Here is a 16,439-nt window from a genome sequence, read left to right as displayed (position 1 = left end):
ATTTTTAATCAGATCAATCGTTTTGTTGGTTTTTTGTTGTAAATTTTACATTATCAATTAAAAGTTGAAGGAAGATGTCATGAAAAAGATTGCTGTTTTACTGAGTGGCTGTGGGGTATTTGATGGAACTGAAATTCACGAGGCTGTATTAACCCTACTGGCGATAACGCGAGCGGGGGCGCAATATCAATGTTTTGCTCCAGATATAACTCAAATGCATGTGGTGAATCATTTAACCGGTGAGGTCAACACCGACGAAACCCGTAATGTATTGGTTGAGTCTGCGCGGATCGCTCGTGGTGAAGTACTTAATGCAAGTACATTAGAGGTAAGTCAATTTGATGGTTTGGTGATCCCTGGCGGTTTTGGTGCGGCTAAAAACTTATCTAATTTTGCAACTACAGGCAGTAATTGCCATATTCAGCCAATTGTAGAAAACTTTATTCGTGAGTTTGCTTTAGCGCATAAACCTGTCGGCTTTGTGTGTATTTCACCGGTGATGATCCCGAATATTTACGGCGCAGGCGCTATAGGTACAATTGGAACCGATTCTGAAACGGCTCATGCATTTACTGAAATGGGCGGTAAGCATAAAAATGTGCAAGTTGAAGATATTGTTGTGGATGAGGTCAATAAAATCGTCAGTACACCTGCGTATATGCTAGCAACGTCGATTTTAGAGGCACATATTGGTATTGAGAAGCTGGTTAATAAAGTACTCGAAATGGCTTAGTGATTTGTGCTGAGCTGTATTGTGACTATAAGCGGATTAATGATAAAAAGAGTGCCACTTAAAGTGGCATTTTTATTTATGGTTAGCTGGTTTTAGTTGTTGGTGAGGTTCTACTATCAAATAATGCTTGAGCTAACCCAACACAAAGCCCTGCAATGTGGGCGCCATTCGCAATTGGCATGCCTAACACATCAGTAAAGCCGAGAACCAACCAAACGAGCATAAATCCCATATAAGATTGCGGCAAACTAATACCGCAGCTAGGTTTACGAATACCCATTAGCCAAGTGTAACCTACCACAGCGTACACGACGCCAGACAAGCCACCAAAATTAGGTCCTGTCATGTAAAACTGCACAATATTAGGCAAAGTGCCCGCGACAACTAATAAAAACAGTAACGGTCTAGTCCCCAAATTTGTTTCAATTTTACCGCCTAAGTACCACCACCACAGCAAATTAAAGATAATATGCATAGCAGAAAAGTGCATTAAGCTTGGGGTGAATACCCGCCACACTTGGTTTACATCACTGTCCGCAACGGCGCTAAAAAAAGATAACTTAGTGAAGATGGCATCGGCAAAACCAAGGTTCATGCCCGCGAAAACGGCAACACAAGCAAAAAAGCACACTAATGTCAGTGGGCCTGCACCTGTCATAAACTGTTGAATTAAGCCTTTAGTTCCTGGGCCATAGTCAAATTTGGTATCCGTTGCACCGTTGTCCCAAGAGGCTTGCAAGTATTTACTATCGTATGGGTTTTTAGCAAACTCAATTAACTCGGCGCGAGCTTGGTTTTCATCGGCGGGGTTAGTAATTATTAGGCCAACACCTTGAGAATGAGTCACGGCATGGCATTGAATATTTAACCCTTTTAGGTAGTCAATAAATGCCTGTGCTGCACGTGCATTAGGTAATTGGCCGATTTCTATCATGCGTGAGCCAAGCTCCAGGCACTATAACCACCATCTAAACTGTAGATGTCGTCAAAACCTTGTTCGTTTAAATAACTGGCTGCGCTTTGGCTGCTCATTCCATGGTAGCAGACAACAACGACAGGCTTGTCCATATCAGCATCACCAATAAAGTCAGCTAGATTTTCGTTGGTTAAATGGGTCGCACCTTCAATATGGCCAGCAGCAAAACTCGCTGCGTCGCGAATATCAACAACTTGTATGTCGTTAGATTCAGTCGACATATGGATAAGCTCATTGATAGACAAATGTTTAAAACCAGACATGATATTACCTATAAAAATGTACAAATAGCGATGTGCTTAGCGCCAGTTTGCAACAAGGGGTTGTATAAATACAACCCCTTGTTGGTGTACTGACTCATTAAGCCACAATACTGAGACAGTAAAGCTTAATCCCAGTTCAATATAACTTTACCTGACTGACCTGAACGCATTGCATCGAAGCCTTTCTGGAAATCATCAATACTAAAGTGATGAGTAATGATGGGTGACAAGTCTAAGCCAGATTGGATTAAGCTTGCCATTTTGTACCAAGTTTCGAACATTTCACGGCCATAAATACCTTTGATGATCAACCCTTTAAAAATGATTTTGCTCCAATCAATGGCCATTTCGCCACCAGGAATACCTAGCATGGCAATTTTACCACCGTGGTTCATGGTGTCTAACATCGCGTGGAATGCCGATGGTACGCCTGACATTTCTAAACCGACGTCAAAGCCTTCTGTCATGCCAAGTTCTTTCATGACATCTTTAAGGTTTTCTGTTGCAACATTTACTGCGCGAGTCGCACCCATTTTACGGGCAAGATCAAGTCGGTATTCGTTTACGTCAGTAATTACAACATGACGAGCCCCAACGTGTTTACAAACCGCAGCAGCCATAATACCAATAGGGCCTGCACCGGTAATTAACACGTCTTCACCGACTAAATCAAACGACAATGCAGTATGTACTGCATTACCGAATGGATCGAATATAGCCGCTAAATCATCTGGAATATCCGCAGGGATTTTAAAGGCGTTAAACGCTGGTAGCACTAAATATTCGGCGAACGCACCGTCACGATTCACACCAACGCCTGAAGTATTACGGCATAAGTGGGTACGGCCAGCACGACAGTTACGGCAGTGACCACAGGTGATGTGACCTTCTCCAGATACACGATCACCAATACTAAATCCACGTACTTCCTGGCCAACATCGACTACTTCACCGACATATTCATGACCGGCAATCATCGGAACTGGAATGGTTTTTTGCGACCATTCGTCCCAGTTATAGATATGCACGTCAGTACCACAAATAGCTGTTTTACGAATTTTAATTAGCAGGTCGTTGTGACCCATTTCTGGTTTTGGTGCATCGACCATCCAGATGCCTTCTTCAGGCTTTAACTTACTTAATGCTTTCATGTTGATGACCTATTTTAGTCTGAGCTATCTTTAGCGATTACTACGCGATGCTGTTATTAATCTATGCTTTCATTAACCAAGTTAGATTAGATAATGCCCATATCTTTACCAATACGGGTAAAGGCACCAATAGCATGATCAAGTTGCTCGCGAGTGTGCGCAGCAGACATTTGGGTACGAATACGCGCTTGGCCTTTTGGTACCACTGGGAACGAAAAACCGACCACGTAAATATGCTCTTGTAATAAACGGTTAGCAAAATCGCCGGCCAATTTAGCATCGCCAATCATGACAGGGATAATGGCATGGTCTGCACCACCTAAGGTGAAACCAACAGCAGACATTTGCTCACGGAAATAACGACTGTTTTCCCATACTGCTTCACGCAAGTCTTGACCCGTTTTTAGCATTTCAAGCACACGGATAGACGCACTAACAATAGAAGGCGCTAATGAGTTTGAAAACAGGTAAGGGCGAGAGCGCTGACGTAACCATTCAACGACTTCTTTTTTCGCTGCAGTAAAACCACCCGAGGCGCCACCTAACGCTTTACCTAATGTACCGGTAATAATATCGACACGATCCATGACATTACAGTATTCATGGGTTCCACGACCATTTTGACCGATAAAGCCAACTGCGTGAGAGTCATCGACCATCACTAATGCGCCGTACTTATCTGCTAGATCACATACACCTTGAAGGTTAGCGATTACACCATCCATTGAGAATACACCGTCAGTGGCGATCAAAATGTTACGTGCACCAGCAGCTTGGGCTGCAATGAGCTGAGTTTCCAAGTCGGCCATGTCATTGTTGGCATAACGAAAACGCTTAGCTTTACATAAACGCACGCCATCAATAATTGAAGCATGGTTAAGCGCGTCGGACACAATAGCGTCCTCTGCATCTAATAACGTTTCAAAAAGACCGGCATTAGCGTCGAAGCAAGACGAGTACAAAATGGTGTCTTCCATACCTAAAAAAGCACTTAGGCTAGCTTCTAATTGCTTATGTATGTCTTGAGTACCACAAATGAATCGTACCGATGCCATACCAAAACCGTGACTGTCTAAACCGGCTTTTGCTGCTTTGATAAGTTCAGGATGATTCGCTAAACCTAAATAGTTATTGGCGCAGAAGTTAATCACTTCTTCACTGTTAACTTGAATAGCCGTTTGTTGAGCGGAAGCGATGACGCGCTCACTTTTATATAAACCATCGGCTTTCACATCGATAATTTGCTGATTAATTCGGTCGTAAAAAGAGGTAGATGCCACCTGTGTTCTCCTAAATATGGTTATTATGCTTATCCAAATCACGCAGTAAAACACCGCGATAAATGACAGGGTGTTTTGGAGTTATTGGCATTCTAACCTTTATTTTTGCCGCTCTACAGCGTTTTTTTTAGTCGTCAGACCAACATGAGTTAGATTAGGGGTATCGACTTATTCACATTAAAAAAACTAATCATTAACATGTAGGTGGCGGGATTTGAAAGGCGGGTGATAACCCTAAATTAATCCGCTAATAACCAATTCAATTGTAGTTGGTTATTAGTGGATTGGAAATTCTGTAATCGCTGCGAGGAAAACGAAATACTTCGCTTATATTTGTGCGATGCTATGGCGTTCTTGGCTGGCTATGTCTAAGTAGTGTTGCTCTAAACGACAAAATGTTGCGGTTGAAGTGGGAGTCGAGTAAGCCTGAAAAATCATCAATACTCTTAATAACCCATCGTATAGCGTGGCTTTAGTGATGGTTGATGTACTAGATTGAGTTAATTGGTAGCTAATCCAGAAACTGACCATCATTTTAATGGTGTCGGCAAGCGCGGTTACTTTATTATCATCGACGTCTAGGAAACCGTCTTTTTTGAGTTTGCGCAGTACATCGCTTGAGCGAGTCAGTACTTGTTGTTGAGCATGTAAGTAGCGTTTCTTTAGCGCATCATCACGGCTTAAAATATCGGCTAAGTTGGCATACATAAACCTAAACTGCCATAAGGTATAGAACATGGCGTCAAAATAACCCATTAATAATTCAATCGTAATAGGCACATCATCATAAGGCTTAAAGCCTGACTCTAAATGACTTTCATATAGACTGAAAATTGAATTGATGATGTCTTCTTTATTGCGGAAGTGATAGTACAAATTGCCCGGACTAATGCCTAAATGCGCTGCAATATGGTTGGTGGTAATGCTACGCTCACCGTGTTCATTGAATAGTTCTAAGCTGGCAAAAATGATTTTATCGCGGGTTTTCATGTGATTTCCATATTCATTATTGACTTATTGTCGCTCAAATAATTCGTTAAGCCGACTTAATATGAGTATGTTAACATTGTGCTTATCTGACAAGCAAAAATCGATGACCCATCTTACATGAACCGTATTGTTTATTCTTTGTTCCTATATTTGTTGTTTCCGCTGGTGATTCTTTATTTAGCATTTCGTGCCATAAAAAGTGTCGACTATCGTAGCCGTTGGTCTGAACGTTTTGGTTTTGCTAAGTTAACCAAAACGGATGTGTTGATCCACAGTGTGTCGATGGGAGAAACGTTAGCGGCGATTCCGTTGATTAAGCAGCTGATGACTGCGCACCCAGATTACGTATTTACCGTTACTACAACCAGTCCAACAGGGTCTGCTGAAGTGACTAAAGCATTTGGCGATACAGTCCAGCATTGCTATTTACCGTTTGATTTTTCATATGCAATTAAACGTTTTTTACGCCAATTACAGCCCAAAGTGTGCATTATCATGGAGACCGAGTTGTGGCCAAACTTAGTCCACTTTGCAGAGCAGCAAAACGTGACTCTGATTTTAGCCAATGCACGCTTATCGCAAAAGTCCGCTGATAAATATGCTAAAAAGCGTCGTTTGGCTGTGCCGATGTTAAACAAACTCAACTTGATTACCGTACAAACTAAAGCTGAAGCCGAACGGTTTATTACCCTGGGAGTGACTAGTCAGAGCATACATGTGTGTGGCAGTTTGAAGTTTGATCTCACTATTGATCCCATCAAAGAACAGCAAGCCAACACGCTTCGAGCCAAGTGGGATCGGGTTAATTCACCTATTTGGGTTGCAGGGAGTGTTCACCCCGGCGAGTTTGAGGCCATTTTGAGTGCTCATAAACAGCTATTAGCTTGTTTCCCGAATGCATTATTGATTATGGCGCCTCGACATCCTGAGCAATTTAATTTAGCCGCTATTACCATTACCCAATCTGGATTGGTGTTAGCGAGACGTAGTATGAATGATGAGGTTAATAGCCAGACTCAGGTATTACTTGGCGACACTATGGGGGAGCTAGTGATGCTATACGGTACAGCGGATCAGGCATTTGTTGGTGGGACATTGATTAATAATGGTGGTCATAATCCGCTAGAGCCTGCTGCTATGGGGCTACCTGTGTATGTTGGCCCCAACCATTGGGATTTTGCTGAAATTACCCAATTACTTGCCGATGCCGGCGCATTGATCTGTATTAGCTCTGCGGATGAATTGGCGCAAGAATTACAAAATAAGTTTACCGATAGCCATATGTATCAATCTGCGTCCTTTGCTGGATTAGCTGTAGTTGAGCAAAATCGGGGCGCGCTTTTAAAGCAGTTTACCTTCATTAATGAACTCATCGTGTAACCTTTTACTGTTAGTCATTTGAACATAAACGTATAAAAATAGACGCAAGTTAGCGTCTATTTTTATCACTACCCCATACCGAGTTAGCTTTAGATTGGGTTGATGCTTTGATAACCTGCAAGTAATTGCAGCCAATGCTGTTGACTAAATTGCAGCGTAGTCAGTTTAGCGTGCTCTTTGTTAAAAGAACGTAGCAAGCGGTCTAAATTGGCTTGTTGCCATGTAGGCTGTGGTGTACGTAATTCGCCTCGATCAAAATCAATCAAATAGAATTCCCCATGTGCCAGTAAGATGTTTTTGGCATTTAAATCGGCGTGATATACCCCACGCTGATGAAATTTGGCAATGGTTTCGCCTAATAAATACCATTGCGATTCTGTCATTGGGTTATGGCTTAAGTAAGCCACTAAATCATTTGCTCCAGCAACATGTTCAATAATTATATCGGCTCGATACCATAAACCAAAACGTTCAACATTCGCCGCAATAGGGCGTGGAACCGCAAATCCTTCTTGATACAAAACTTCAAGGATCGCTAACTCTGCCACAGCACGGGTTCGTTGTAGGCCGGTATAGAAGTAGGCATCTCGGCTGAATTTTTCCATCATTCCACCGCGCCAATAATGGCGTAACACCCATGTTTGCGGGCTGTCCGAGTTATCGGTTTTGACAAACCATGTGGTGTAACGGCCTTTGGACTGACCCACCACTGCATTTTTTTCTCGCCAACCATCAACCGCGAAGTCTTGCGGTGCTATGTGTTGGGCAGTGGTTTCACACCATGCAATATGGCCAAGTTGGGTGTTTTTTATTTGCATCTAATTATCAATAGCATTGGTTAGATTGTGGATCGAAATAACATTATACCTTAAGATCACTAACTTGCCTTCACCGCCTTAATTCTTCACTCAAGCATATTGGATAATCAATGAAAGCTGACTTTAGTGCGATACGTTCATTATGTTTACTGCGTTTGTCTGCCATTGGTGATGTTTGCCACGCAGTAGCAATGGTGCAGGCTATTCAAAAACAGTATCCAGACCTGAGTATTACGTGGATTATTGGTAAGGTTGAATATCAATTACTCAAGCATTTGCCTGGGATCCAGTTTGTTATTTTCGACAAGTCCAAGGGCTGGCGTAGCTATATTCAGTTACGTCGTGATTTACAAGGCCAACGTTTTGATGTGCTGCTACATATGCAAGTTGCACTTCGTGCCACCATAGCCTCATTAATGATCAAGGCGCGAATTCGGGTCGGATTTGATAAGGCCAGAGCCAAAGAAGGCCAGTGGTTGGTGACCAATCACGCCGTTGAGCCATTGGCCACACCGCATGTATTAGATGGTTTTATGGGGTTTGCTAAAGCCATTGGTGTAGAAGACTTAACGCCAAGCTGGAATATTCCTGTACCACAAGCCGATACCGACTTTGCCAAACAACTGGTGGGCGATGATAAAGTCATGGTGATTTGCGCAGCAGCCAGTAAGGCCGAACGCAACTGGCTGCCAGAGCGTTACGCTGCCGTTGCTGATTATGCTATTACGCAGGGATTCAGAGTAATGTTGTGCGGCGGCCCAACCGCGTTAGAAAAAAATCTAGCGGATGTGATTCAATCTCATAGCCAACAGCCATTGGACAACCAAGTAGGCAAGACATCTTTGACTCAGCTACTTGCAGTGTTAAAACAAGCCAAGCTAGTGCTCGCACCTGACACCGGACCCTTGCATATGGCTGTTACTCAAGGTACGCCAGTGATTGGTCTATATGCTCACTCAAACCCAGGGCGAACTGGACCTTACCTTTATCGCCAGTACACTGTCAGTGTTTACCCACAAGTGATCGCCAAGCAATTTGATGCACCTGTTAAATGGGGCACGCGTGCTAAAGGTGAGCATTTAATGGTGATGATAGAAGTTGATCAGGTAAAGGCTCAGCTTGATCAATTCATTAAGCAGTAAAAAGCTCGCCTTTAAGCGAGCTGTCATTATCTGTATTCGGGTTTAATATTTATACTTGCCGCGGAATAAACCAAATATCGCACTTAGAAGTGCTACAGGTAGCTTTGTTTTTCGATGTTGTTTGAGTATGTACCAATTCCAAGCTTGTTTTTTATACTCAAGAATTTGTTCATTTGTTAATGTATCGTTGAACATATCGCAGAAATCGATGATGTATTTCAATTCTCTCATAGGGATATCTTGGCGATAACCTCTACCTGAATAATGAATGAAATCTGCTTTTTGATAATCATCATGTCCTAAAAGTTGCATACGATTAAAGTTAGCTTCTACACCTATGTTTTTTATATTATCTCTCCTGATGAGATAGTTAATATAGGTTTGATCGTAAAATTTAACGTTGTTACAAATGGCCTGCATTTCTTCAATATTTGCTTTATCAAATAGGCCGGTTTCTTTCGATAGCAGAAACATTCCAGAGTTGTAATAAACTATCCGATCGTCCTCTTTTGGCCAATCTACTTCGCCTAAGATATTATTGATTTGCACCGCTTGCTCACTTCGATCGCGATGACGTCCCTCATTGAACATATAAACTGTATCAAGGTCTGAATATAGTTCAAATATATCTCGTGCCCAAGGTGTCACGATAATATCTGCATCCAGATACAGTACTCGATCATATTCTTTGAGTATCTCTGCAATATATAGCTTTTCGGACCATGCCGGGCTTGAGTCAAATTTAGGGTTACTGACATGAATTTTATAATGCAGTTGATCTGAAACGATGACATCAGCCCCAATTCTTTTACCATAAGCTTTAAAGCTGGCAATGGCAGCGCGATACATTGGGTTATCGCCAATAGCGAGTGTAAAAATAGCCTTCTTCATCCGTTCACCTTGCGTATATTTATGTATTGGGTGTTAAGTCTTTAACCGAGAGAGTTCATTTTTTTATATTGTTGGAATACTCGGTCAACGCTGATGTCTTCAATGTGGCCTCTACCTTCTGTTGCATACATGACATGCGATACCTCACTTTCTGGTGGTGCCCAATAAGGCTTTTTCTCACGCATCATTGCTAATAAAGGACGTTGAGCAGCAAAAGCAAAGTGCAATATTGCCGTATCGACTGTTATCACAAAATCGGAGTGTGCAATGAGTGATGGTAGTTCAAAAAAATGTTCGTTAACGGTGAAAACAGCCGTTTGCGTATTTGTTCGAGCCGTAAATTTTTCAGTTTCAATACTAACAGAGTCAAAGTTTTCTTGAGTGACATTAATAATGAAACGTTGGCTAGAATCAATTGCCGATATTTTTTCAATGAGGGAGAATAATTGTGATAATTTCCAATCTTTTTTCTCATTGGTTGATAAATGATTTAAAAATATGAGTTTCCCTTGTTTTTCTGGGTCACTAAATTTGGAGTTTAACCACGACTGAGTAATGGGTTCAATTGCGTCTGGGGTCTTTAACGTCGGCATTAATTGCTCGGAAGTTAAGGTAAGCCCCAAAACTTCACTAAATATCATATTGTATCTGTCAGTAATGTGGTGCGACTTAGGTAAGTTACTCTCATCTAAAATAAAAGTATGGTCTGAATGGCGAAAAAATATCTTGTTTAACCATCCAAATGAAGCACTTTTAGGGATACTCGACACGATAAACGCTTTGTCGTTTATGCTGCGAGCGATTTGTGAATATTGTCGACTTTTACTGACAGAATGACAAAAAATAATGTCATACTTACGCAGTTTGGCTTGCTCCACATGGCTTTGCATTGCTAATTTTGAATCAGTGCAGCCGTAAGTGAGCTTAAAGGCACCCTCTGTATCCATCCATTGTTGCAAAATTTTGCTTCTAGATAAGCGCCAGCTATCACTATTACAACGAATATCATCTAACCATATGTCGATTTCAATATGAGCATATTGCTTTTTTAAAGCGATAAGAAAGGTTTTTAAGTAAAGAAAGTCACCTAACGCAACTGGCGAAATAAACAGTAAGCGTTGACATGTTTGCAATTGCTTTATAGACACTATTGGCATATGAATAGACAGCTTTGTTGATAGTTATACTTGAAATAATACCTTGAAAAGAGGGCTTTTTGAATCAATACCTTGAGAAAAGCGAATAGATGTATTGATTTCATTTGATATCAGATTGGTCGGTTGAGAGGATTAGATGTAAATTGAGGCGTGTTATCATTTATACTAGTACTCTTTGCAAATTCTGATGCGGAATTATTAATAGGAATTGACTTGCGATGATTTGTTTTGATGTTTTACATCCCTATTATTTACCACAATACTTTCCTGTCGCTGCAGAGCTACAGAAGCGTTCGGTTCCTGTGACATATGTTATCTACAAGAGTGTTGATCAGCAGTCGGTATTGGAAGCGCTTGTAAGTAAGCATCAACTAAATGTTGTCTGGGTTAATGATGAATCAGAAGCGCTTGAATTTTATTTGTTGAACAAGCCTAAATGGGTTGTGTTCGGTAATGCATTTGCTTCAGCGTCACGATTACAAGGGATCAGTCAGACTGCTTTGATGCAGCATGGTGTCGGGCCAAAGTCGGTATATTATACTGTTTCAAAAGGCGATATTGAAGTTCGCTTTGTGGAAGGCCAATATCGTTTAAAGCGATTACAGGAGATGTTTCCTGAAAAAGTGTTCATTGATACAGGTTATGCCAAGCTAGATCCAATTATCCAAGGAGTTGAACAGGGTTTAGACTTAGCCTCTTTAGGATTAGATGCTAATAAAAAAACCTTGTTATATGCGCCGACATTTTATCCAAGCAGCATTGAAGAAATGGCTAAAAATTGGCCATCTCAATTTTCTGAATATAATATATTGCTCAAACCACATTATTTTTCATTGAGTAAATCAAATTATAAAAAACAAAAAGCGCTGCTAACTCACTGGGCTAGTTTCGACAATGTTTATTTAGCGCCTGCTGAAGAAGCAAATTTATTACCTTTTATGGTCTCTGCCGATGTATTAATTAGTGATGCTTCATCTGCCTTATTTGAATTTGCCGCATTAAATAAACCTGTTGTATGGTGTGATTTTTATCACTTACGTTGGTCTTATCGTGGGATTTTTAAATTCAGGTTTAAGAATCGTGTCGATCAAGATTTATACCGCTACGCAGACATTGCTGCGCATGCCAGAACATATAAAGAATTAAAGCAAGTTGTTGATCAACAGATAACACATCCAGAGTTGTTTGCGCCTCAACGGACGCAATATACGGCAGAGCTAGTGGGTGTTGTTGATGGCCTTTGTAGCCAAAGAATTACTGACTATTTATTAGAATAAGGATTTAGATGAACATTATTACATTCGGTACTTTTGACATGTTTCATATTGGTCATTTAAATATTTTAGAAAGAGCGAAAGAGTTAGGCGGTAAGCTGGTTGTTGGGGTGTCATCTGATGCTCTTAATTTTAGTAAAAAACAACGAAACCCTATTTGCGATGAAATCGATCGAATGAGAATTGTCGCGGCTCTATCCTGTGTAGATCAAGTTTTTCTTGAAGAGTCATTAGAGCTTAAAGCAGAGTACATTCAAAAGTATCAAGCTGATTATTTAGTGATGGGGGATGATTGGGAGGGACGTTTTGATCATCTATCTCATCTATGTAAAGTAGTGTATTTACCAAGAACCCCTGCGATTTCAACAACAATGTTAATTGAGATCGTTAAAGAAATTAGATAGTGAGTTAGTCATCTCTATAAAACAGAAACATGCTATGGATAAAAAACGCCATAGCATGTTTCTGTTAAGCTATTTTTAGGCTAGTAAGAGTGATAAACCGTTATTGGCCAATAAAATGTTGGGTTTTAAGCCAATCTAAATATTCCGGTACTGCTTGCTCAACCGTTTTAAACTCACCTTGATAACCAGCAGCTCTTAATTGAGTTAAATCTGCTTGGGTATAACTTTGATAAGCGCCTTTCAATTTGTCTGGGAAAGGAATGTATTCAATGTGCCCTTTACCATGATAAGCAATCACAGCATTGGCAACATCATTAAAGCTTTGCGCTTGGCCTGTTCCGCAGTTATATATGCCCGATACAGATGGATTCTGCCATAGCCATAAATTGACTTTAACCACATCTTCGACAAACACAAAATCACGAAGTTGCTGACCATTTTCATAACCATCAACACCTTCAAACAAACGACACACGCCATTAGTGTTAATTTGATTGTTAAAGTGGAAAGCCACACTGGCCATGCCGCCTTTGTGTTGTTCACGCGGACCATAGACGTTGAAATAACGTAATCCTGCCACTTGACCAGTGAGTTTTTGCTGTCTTACATACTGATCGAATAAGAACTTAGAGTAAGCGTAGACATTGAGTGGCTTTTCAAGTTCACGTTGCTCAATAAACTTTTCGCTGCCACCATAGACAGATGCAGAAGAAGCATAAATAAATTGGCAGTTATTAGCTTGGCTGTAATGCAATAATGTTTTTGAATACTCGAAGTTATTGGCCATCATAAACTTGCCATCCCACTCGGTGGTCGATGAGCAAGCGCCTTGATGGAAAATGACTTCAAGTTTGTTATCAAAATCGCCCGCTTTGATTTGCTTAATGAAATCATCTTTATCAAGATAATCAGCAATTTCACAATCGGCTAAATTGAACATCTGGGTGCCGTCGGTTAAGTCGTCTACCGCAATAATGTCATTTCGGCCCATGGCATTAAGTTGTTTTACTAAATTACTACCAATAAACCCGGCTGCGCCTGTCACAACTATCATATTTGTATTTCCATTATTGTTGCTCGCGATGAGCTAATTTAACACACTGCGACAATCTAAGATTGTTTGTTCAAAAAGTCGGTTATTTCATTCGATACCTGATCAAAATTGATTAACGCCATATTACGACCCGTTCTTTTTCCTACTGGAGGCGTATAAGCAAATCGTTTGCTTGGTTCAGATAATGTTCCCCATCTAATATGGGGTGTTGAGCGTCTTCCTGCGTAAAATCCAACAGTAGGCACATTATGTAAGCCCGCGATATGCAGAGGCCCTGTTGAACCTGCAATAAACATGTCTGCTGCAACCAATGATTCGGAAAAATCAATCAAACGGTCTAACGGCTTAGCCAGCGATATTTTAATTGAGGTATTGGCCAGCAAAGTTTGAATTTCTTTTGCTAGCTCCAGTTCACTTCCGTTAAATGTTAAAATAAAATGACATGGTGATTGAGTCAGTTTATCAACATTTATCATTAACTGAACTAACTTTTCTACAGGTACGCAACCAGAAGAGCCGCCGGTACCTGGATGAATAAAAATTAGCTTTTCGTTGGTTAACTTTTGGTAGTGTTGTTGCCAATATTCTTTGCGATCACTCATATCCCAAAATCTATCAGGTAGTTTAGGGATGGCATAACCGTGATGAGTTAAGAAGTGCTCTACCAGCATACATGCACCTCGCCAGCAACCTTCACTGTTTAAGTATTCATTGCTTGCCCGATGTTTATATAAATATTGATACCAATTATGTTTAGGTACTAATTTATATGGAATATTGCTTTTGCTAAGGATTTTATAAATTCGAAATTCTGATAACAGCACGATCACTGCATCGTAATTTTGCTTCGTAATTTGCTCAGCAATGTCTGCATCATCTTTTGAGTCGATAATAGTGTTGTCTACATATGGACAGGCTTCAGCAAAGGACTTAACAACCGGTGCGACAAATACATCAATAGTCGCTTCGGGCATTGCTTTTCTGAGTAAGTAAAGTGCTGGCCATGTCAGTACAAAATCGCCAATTTTATCGTGTTTGATGACTAAGATTTTTTTCATATGACTGTCTGAAAGATAAAATATTAACTTAATTCCATCAGATGATGGGGCTTATTGTATTGTGACTTTTAACGATTTTCTCAACGACCATGATGATTGGCGCAAGAGCTGTCACAGAGTATATCAACTCAAGACCGTTTGTTCATCGTTTGCATGCGGAATTGTATCAAGGGTTAACAAATATCGGTTGCTATTGTTAACTAATCTAGCCATTGTTATGAATTTTTTGACAACAAGCTAAAGCCAGAATATTAATGATATACTCCCAAACCTCTCACTGTAAAAATGGTGAAATGCATGTGAGTGAAAGGACGCAAAACAACCACGGTTTTCATAAGGGTTGTTTTAAATTTATTCAATGGATTAAATCAAATGTCACTAGTAAAAGTAACCTAACTGTAGCATCAACCATTTTATTCAGCAGATGTCGCCATTACTGAATATTCTAGGGTTAAATATCAGTAGTTGAACATGATTAAATTGGGTGTTTGGGTTAGTAATATATGAAATTTAAAGTTTTTCTCATTAATTTAGATAACAGTACTGAACGATTTACGTTCATGGATGAACAACTAAAACAATTAGGTGTCGAATACCAACGTATTTCCGCCGTTTACGGTAAAGATTTGCACGATACCGAGATTGCGAAAGTGTATGATCCGCAAACAAACCTTCAAAAATACGACAAAAAGCTTAATTTGGGTGAAATTGGCTGCTACCTAAGCCATGTCCAATGTTGGCAAATGATTATTGAACAACAGTTAGATTACGCTTTAATTCTTGAGGATGACTCAATCCTAGATCCTGCGTTAATGACGGTGATACAACATATTAATAATCTTTCTGCTGATTGGGATTACATTAAATTGTGTCACGGGCGTAAACCCAAAGGTATTGTAAAATCGATTGTGCTTGATGATCGCTTTAGCTTATCGACGTGTTTAAAATTACCAGCTTCTACCCGCGGCCAATGCGTGTCATTGGCTGGAGCACAAAAATTATTAGCAACGGCATACCCTATTGCCCGTCCTGTTGATATCGATATTCAATTTTGGTTCGAAAAACAATTACGTTGCTTTGTTGTAAGACCTTTTCCTGTGATTGGAACCGATTTAGACAGTGATATTAATCGACAAGGTAGACGTACTAATGTTGAACGTCATCATTTATTGCGTATTTGGCAAAAAATGAAGTTCGAGTTGAATTTATTGAAATATAAACAACAATTGCCATCACTTCCCAAAATACAAAAATAGTCATGTCGCCATGTGACATTAACCCATAGTTAAACCAAATGATGTACATTCTGGTGATAAAAGTCGCTAAACTAGCGGCTACAAATGATGTAAAGGCGAAATATTATGCACAGAAGAGCAATTTATCCAGGTACTTTTGACCCTGTGACTAATGGTCATGCCGATTTAATCGAACGTGCAGCACGCTTATTCAAGCACGTGATTATTGGTATAGCGTCAAACCCTTCTAAGCAGCCTCGTTTTTCTCTCGAAGAGCGTGTCGCTCAAGTTAACTTAGTGACAGCACATTTAAAAAATGTCGAAGTTGTCGGCTTTACTGGGTTGTTGGTTGATTTCGCCAAAGAACAGCATGCGAGTGTGTTGATCCGCGGCCTTCGTGCGGTATCTGACTTTGAATATGAGTTTCAGTTAGCAAATATGAATCGCCGTTTAAGCCCAGATCTTGAAAGTGTTTTTTTGACACCTGCGGAAGAGAACTCATTTATTTCTTCTACGTTAGTGAAGGAAGTGGCATTACACGGGGGGGACGTGAGTCAATTTGTTCATCCACAGATCGCAGCTGCATTAAAGCTGAAAGTAGCCCAAATTCAATTAGATAAAGAAGGTAAGTAA

General features: G+C 40.4%; 17 protein-coding genes. 7 read left to right on the top strand and 10 right to left on the bottom strand.

Annotated elements, in window-relative coordinates; genetic code table 11:
• Nucleotides 1-79: 79 nt before the first annotated feature.
• Nucleotides 80-733, top strand: a complete 654-nt coding sequence (elbB, locus tag SFRI_RS20265; protein ID WP_011639351.1) for an isoprenoid biosynthesis glyoxalase ElbB — start codon at nucleotides 80-82, stop codon at nucleotides 731-733.
• An 82-nt stretch (nucleotides 734-815) separates the two neighbouring features.
• On the opposite strand, the gene glpG is transcribed toward elbB, so the two are convergent.
• From glpG to SFRI_RS20240, 5 genes are all read right to left on the bottom strand, one after another.
• A complete protein-coding gene (glpG, locus tag SFRI_RS20260) occupies nucleotides 816-1,667 on the bottom strand; it encodes a rhomboid family intramembrane serine protease GlpG (RefSeq protein WP_011639350.1) in 852 nt (283 codons plus the stop codon).
• Nucleotides 1,664-1,972, bottom strand: a complete 309-nt coding sequence (gene glpE, locus SFRI_RS20255) for a thiosulfate sulfurtransferase GlpE (protein ID WP_011639349.1) — start codon at nucleotides 1,970-1,972, stop codon at nucleotides 1,664-1,666. The genes glpG and glpE overlap by 4 nt, the downstream gene beginning before the upstream one ends.
• 125 nt (nucleotides 1,973-2,097) lie before the next feature.
• Nucleotides 2,098-3,123, bottom strand: a complete 1,026-nt coding sequence (gene tdh / locus SFRI_RS20250) for an L-threonine 3-dehydrogenase (protein WP_011639348.1) — start codon at nucleotides 3,121-3,123, stop codon at nucleotides 2,098-2,100.
• 86 nt (nucleotides 3,124-3,209) lie between these two features.
• Nucleotides 3,210-4,403 (bottom strand): glycine C-acetyltransferase, encoded by a 1,194-nt coding sequence (locus SFRI_RS20245; protein ID WP_011639347.1) that lies wholly within the window; start codon nucleotides 4,401-4,403, stop codon nucleotides 3,210-3,212.
• A gap of 327 nt (nucleotides 4,404-4,730) precedes the next feature.
• The gene (locus SFRI_RS20240; RefSeq protein ID WP_011639346.1) at nucleotides 4,731-5,393 is read right to left on the bottom strand and encodes a TetR/AcrR family transcriptional regulator; all 663 of its coding nucleotides are present in this window, start codon (nucleotides 5,391-5,393) and stop codon (nucleotides 4,731-4,733) included.
• Nucleotides 5,394-5,510: 117 nt separating this feature from the next.
• Here SFRI_RS20240 and waaA point away from each other — a divergent pair, with 117 nt between their 5' ends.
• Nucleotides 5,511-6,773 (top strand): lipid IV(A) 3-deoxy-D-manno-octulosonic acid transferase, encoded by a 1,263-nt coding sequence (gene waaA, locus SFRI_RS20235; protein ID WP_011639345.1) that lies wholly within the window; start codon nucleotides 5,511-5,513, stop codon nucleotides 6,771-6,773.
• 89 nt (nucleotides 6,774-6,862) lie between these two features.
• Here the strand turns inward: waaA and SFRI_RS20230 are convergent, their stop codons facing one another.
• Nucleotides 6,863-7,591, bottom strand: a complete 729-nt coding sequence (locus tag SFRI_RS20230; RefSeq protein WP_011639344.1) for a 3-deoxy-D-manno-octulosonic acid kinase — start codon at nucleotides 7,589-7,591, stop codon at nucleotides 6,863-6,865.
• A gap of 110 nt (nucleotides 7,592-7,701) precedes the next feature.
• Between SFRI_RS20230 and SFRI_RS20225 the strand changes: the two genes are divergently transcribed.
• Nucleotides 7,702-8,733, top strand: a complete 1,032-nt coding sequence (locus SFRI_RS20225) for a glycosyltransferase family 9 protein (protein ID WP_011639343.1) — start codon at nucleotides 7,702-7,704, stop codon at nucleotides 8,731-8,733.
• 42 nt (nucleotides 8,734-8,775) lie between these two features.
• Here SFRI_RS20225 and SFRI_RS20220 read toward each other — a convergent pair whose 3' ends face one another.
• Together SFRI_RS20220 and SFRI_RS20215 are read right to left on the bottom strand one after the other, a co-directional pair.
• Complete coding sequence (locus tag SFRI_RS20220) at nucleotides 8,776-9,624, bottom strand: glycosyltransferase (protein WP_011639342.1); 849 nt, start codon at nucleotides 9,622-9,624, stop codon at nucleotides 8,776-8,778.
• A gap of 41 nt (nucleotides 9,625-9,665) precedes the next feature.
• Nucleotides 9,666-10,781, bottom strand: coding sequence for a glycosyltransferase family 9 protein (locus SFRI_RS20215; RefSeq protein WP_011639341.1), 1,116 nt, complete (start codon nucleotides 10,779-10,781; stop codon nucleotides 9,666-9,668).
• Between the two features lie 218 nt (nucleotides 10,782-10,999).
• On the opposite strand from SFRI_RS20215, the gene SFRI_RS20210 reads away from it, so the two are divergent.
• Both SFRI_RS20210 and SFRI_RS20205 read left to right on the top strand, forming a co-directional pair.
• Nucleotides 11,000-12,058 (top strand): CDP-glycerol glycerophosphotransferase family protein, encoded by a 1,059-nt coding sequence (locus SFRI_RS20210; protein ID WP_011639340.1) that lies wholly within the window; start codon nucleotides 11,000-11,002, stop codon nucleotides 12,056-12,058.
• Between the two features lie 8 nt (nucleotides 12,059-12,066).
• Nucleotides 12,067-12,459 (top strand): FAD synthase family protein, encoded by a 393-nt coding sequence (locus SFRI_RS20205; RefSeq protein WP_011639339.1) that lies wholly within the window; start codon nucleotides 12,067-12,069, stop codon nucleotides 12,457-12,459.
• Nucleotides 12,460-12,559: 100 nt separating this feature from the next.
• Here the strand turns inward: SFRI_RS20205 and rfaD are convergent, their stop codons facing one another.
• Together rfaD and SFRI_RS20195 are read right to left on the bottom strand one after the other, a co-directional pair.
• The gene (gene rfaD / locus SFRI_RS20200) at nucleotides 12,560-13,513 is read right to left on the bottom strand and encodes an ADP-glyceromanno-heptose 6-epimerase (protein ID WP_011639338.1); all 954 of its coding nucleotides are present in this window, start codon (nucleotides 13,511-13,513) and stop codon (nucleotides 12,560-12,562) included.
• Between the two features lie 56 nt (nucleotides 13,514-13,569).
• Complete coding sequence (locus SFRI_RS20195) at nucleotides 13,570-14,571, bottom strand: glycosyltransferase family 9 protein (protein ID WP_011639337.1); 1,002 nt, start codon at nucleotides 14,569-14,571, stop codon at nucleotides 13,570-13,572.
• Between the two features lie 503 nt (nucleotides 14,572-15,074).
• Between SFRI_RS20195 and SFRI_RS20190 the strand changes: the two genes are divergently transcribed.
• Together SFRI_RS20190 and coaD are read left to right on the top strand one after the other, a co-directional pair.
• The gene (locus SFRI_RS20190; RefSeq protein ID WP_011639336.1) at nucleotides 15,075-15,827 is read left to right on the top strand and encodes a glycosyltransferase family 25 protein; all 753 of its coding nucleotides are present in this window, start codon (nucleotides 15,075-15,077) and stop codon (nucleotides 15,825-15,827) included.
• A 105-nt stretch (nucleotides 15,828-15,932) separates the two neighbouring features.
• Nucleotides 15,933-16,439: a pantetheine-phosphate adenylyltransferase gene (coaD, locus tag SFRI_RS20185; RefSeq protein WP_011639335.1), complete on the top strand. Its 507-nt coding sequence runs from the start codon at nucleotides 15,933-15,935 to the stop codon at nucleotides 16,437-16,439.

The organism is Shewanella frigidimarina NCIMB 400 (assembly GCF_000014705.1).
Classification (GTDB): domain Bacteria; phylum Pseudomonadota; class Gammaproteobacteria; order Enterobacterales; family Shewanellaceae; genus Shewanella; species Shewanella frigidimarina.
Note: the sequence above shows the minus strand (reverse complement) of the source record. Positions and strands in the feature narration are given on the sequence as shown.

Excerpts from the sequence above, each read along its gene's own strand:
- elbB (WP_011639351.1), top strand. The coding sequence starts at position 80 with ATGAAAAAGATTGCTGTTTTACTGAGTGGCTGTGGGGTATTTGATGGA.
- glpG (WP_011639350.1), bottom strand. The coding sequence starts at position 1,667 with ATGATAGAAATCGGCCAATTACCTAATGCACGTGCAGCACAGGCATTT.
- glpE (WP_011639349.1), bottom strand. The coding sequence starts at position 1,972 with ATGTCTGGTTTTAAACATTTGTCTATCAATGAGCTTATCCATATGTCG.
- tdh (WP_011639348.1), bottom strand. The coding sequence starts at position 3,123 with ATGAAAGCATTAAGTAAGTTAAAGCCTGAAGAAGGCATCTGGATGGTC.
- SFRI_RS20240 (WP_011639346.1), bottom strand. The coding sequence starts at position 5,393 with ATGAAAACCCGCGATAAAATCATTTTTGCCAGCTTAGAACTATTCAAT.
- waaA (WP_011639345.1), top strand. The coding sequence starts at position 5,511 with ATGAACCGTATTGTTTATTCTTTGTTCCTATATTTGTTGTTTCCGCTG.
- SFRI_RS20230 (WP_011639344.1), bottom strand. The coding sequence starts at position 7,591 with ATGCAAATAAAAAACACCCAACTTGGCCATATTGCATGGTGTGAAACC.
- SFRI_RS20225 (WP_011639343.1), top strand. The coding sequence starts at position 7,702 with ATGAAAGCTGACTTTAGTGCGATACGTTCATTATGTTTACTGCGTTTG.
- SFRI_RS20220 (WP_011639342.1), bottom strand. The coding sequence starts at position 9,624 with ATGAAGAAGGCTATTTTTACACTCGCTATTGGCGATAACCCAATGTAT.
- SFRI_RS20215 (WP_011639341.1), bottom strand. The coding sequence starts at position 10,781 with ATGCCAATAGTGTCTATAAAGCAATTGCAAACATGTCAACGCTTACTG.
- SFRI_RS20210 (WP_011639340.1), top strand. The coding sequence starts at position 11,000 with ATGATTTGTTTTGATGTTTTACATCCCTATTATTTACCACAATACTTT.
- SFRI_RS20205 (WP_011639339.1), top strand. The coding sequence starts at position 12,067 with ATGAACATTATTACATTCGGTACTTTTGACATGTTTCATATTGGTCAT.
- rfaD (WP_011639338.1), bottom strand. The coding sequence starts at position 13,513 with ATGATAGTTGTGACAGGCGCAGCCGGGTTTATTGGTAGTAATTTAGTA.
- SFRI_RS20195 (WP_011639337.1), bottom strand. The coding sequence starts at position 14,571 with ATGAAAAAAATCTTAGTCATCAAACACGATAAAATTGGCGATTTTGTA.
- SFRI_RS20190 (WP_011639336.1), top strand. The coding sequence starts at position 15,075 with ATGAAATTTAAAGTTTTTCTCATTAATTTAGATAACAGTACTGAACGA.
- coaD (WP_011639335.1), top strand. The coding sequence starts at position 15,933 with ATGCACAGAAGAGCAATTTATCCAGGTACTTTTGACCCTGTGACTAAT.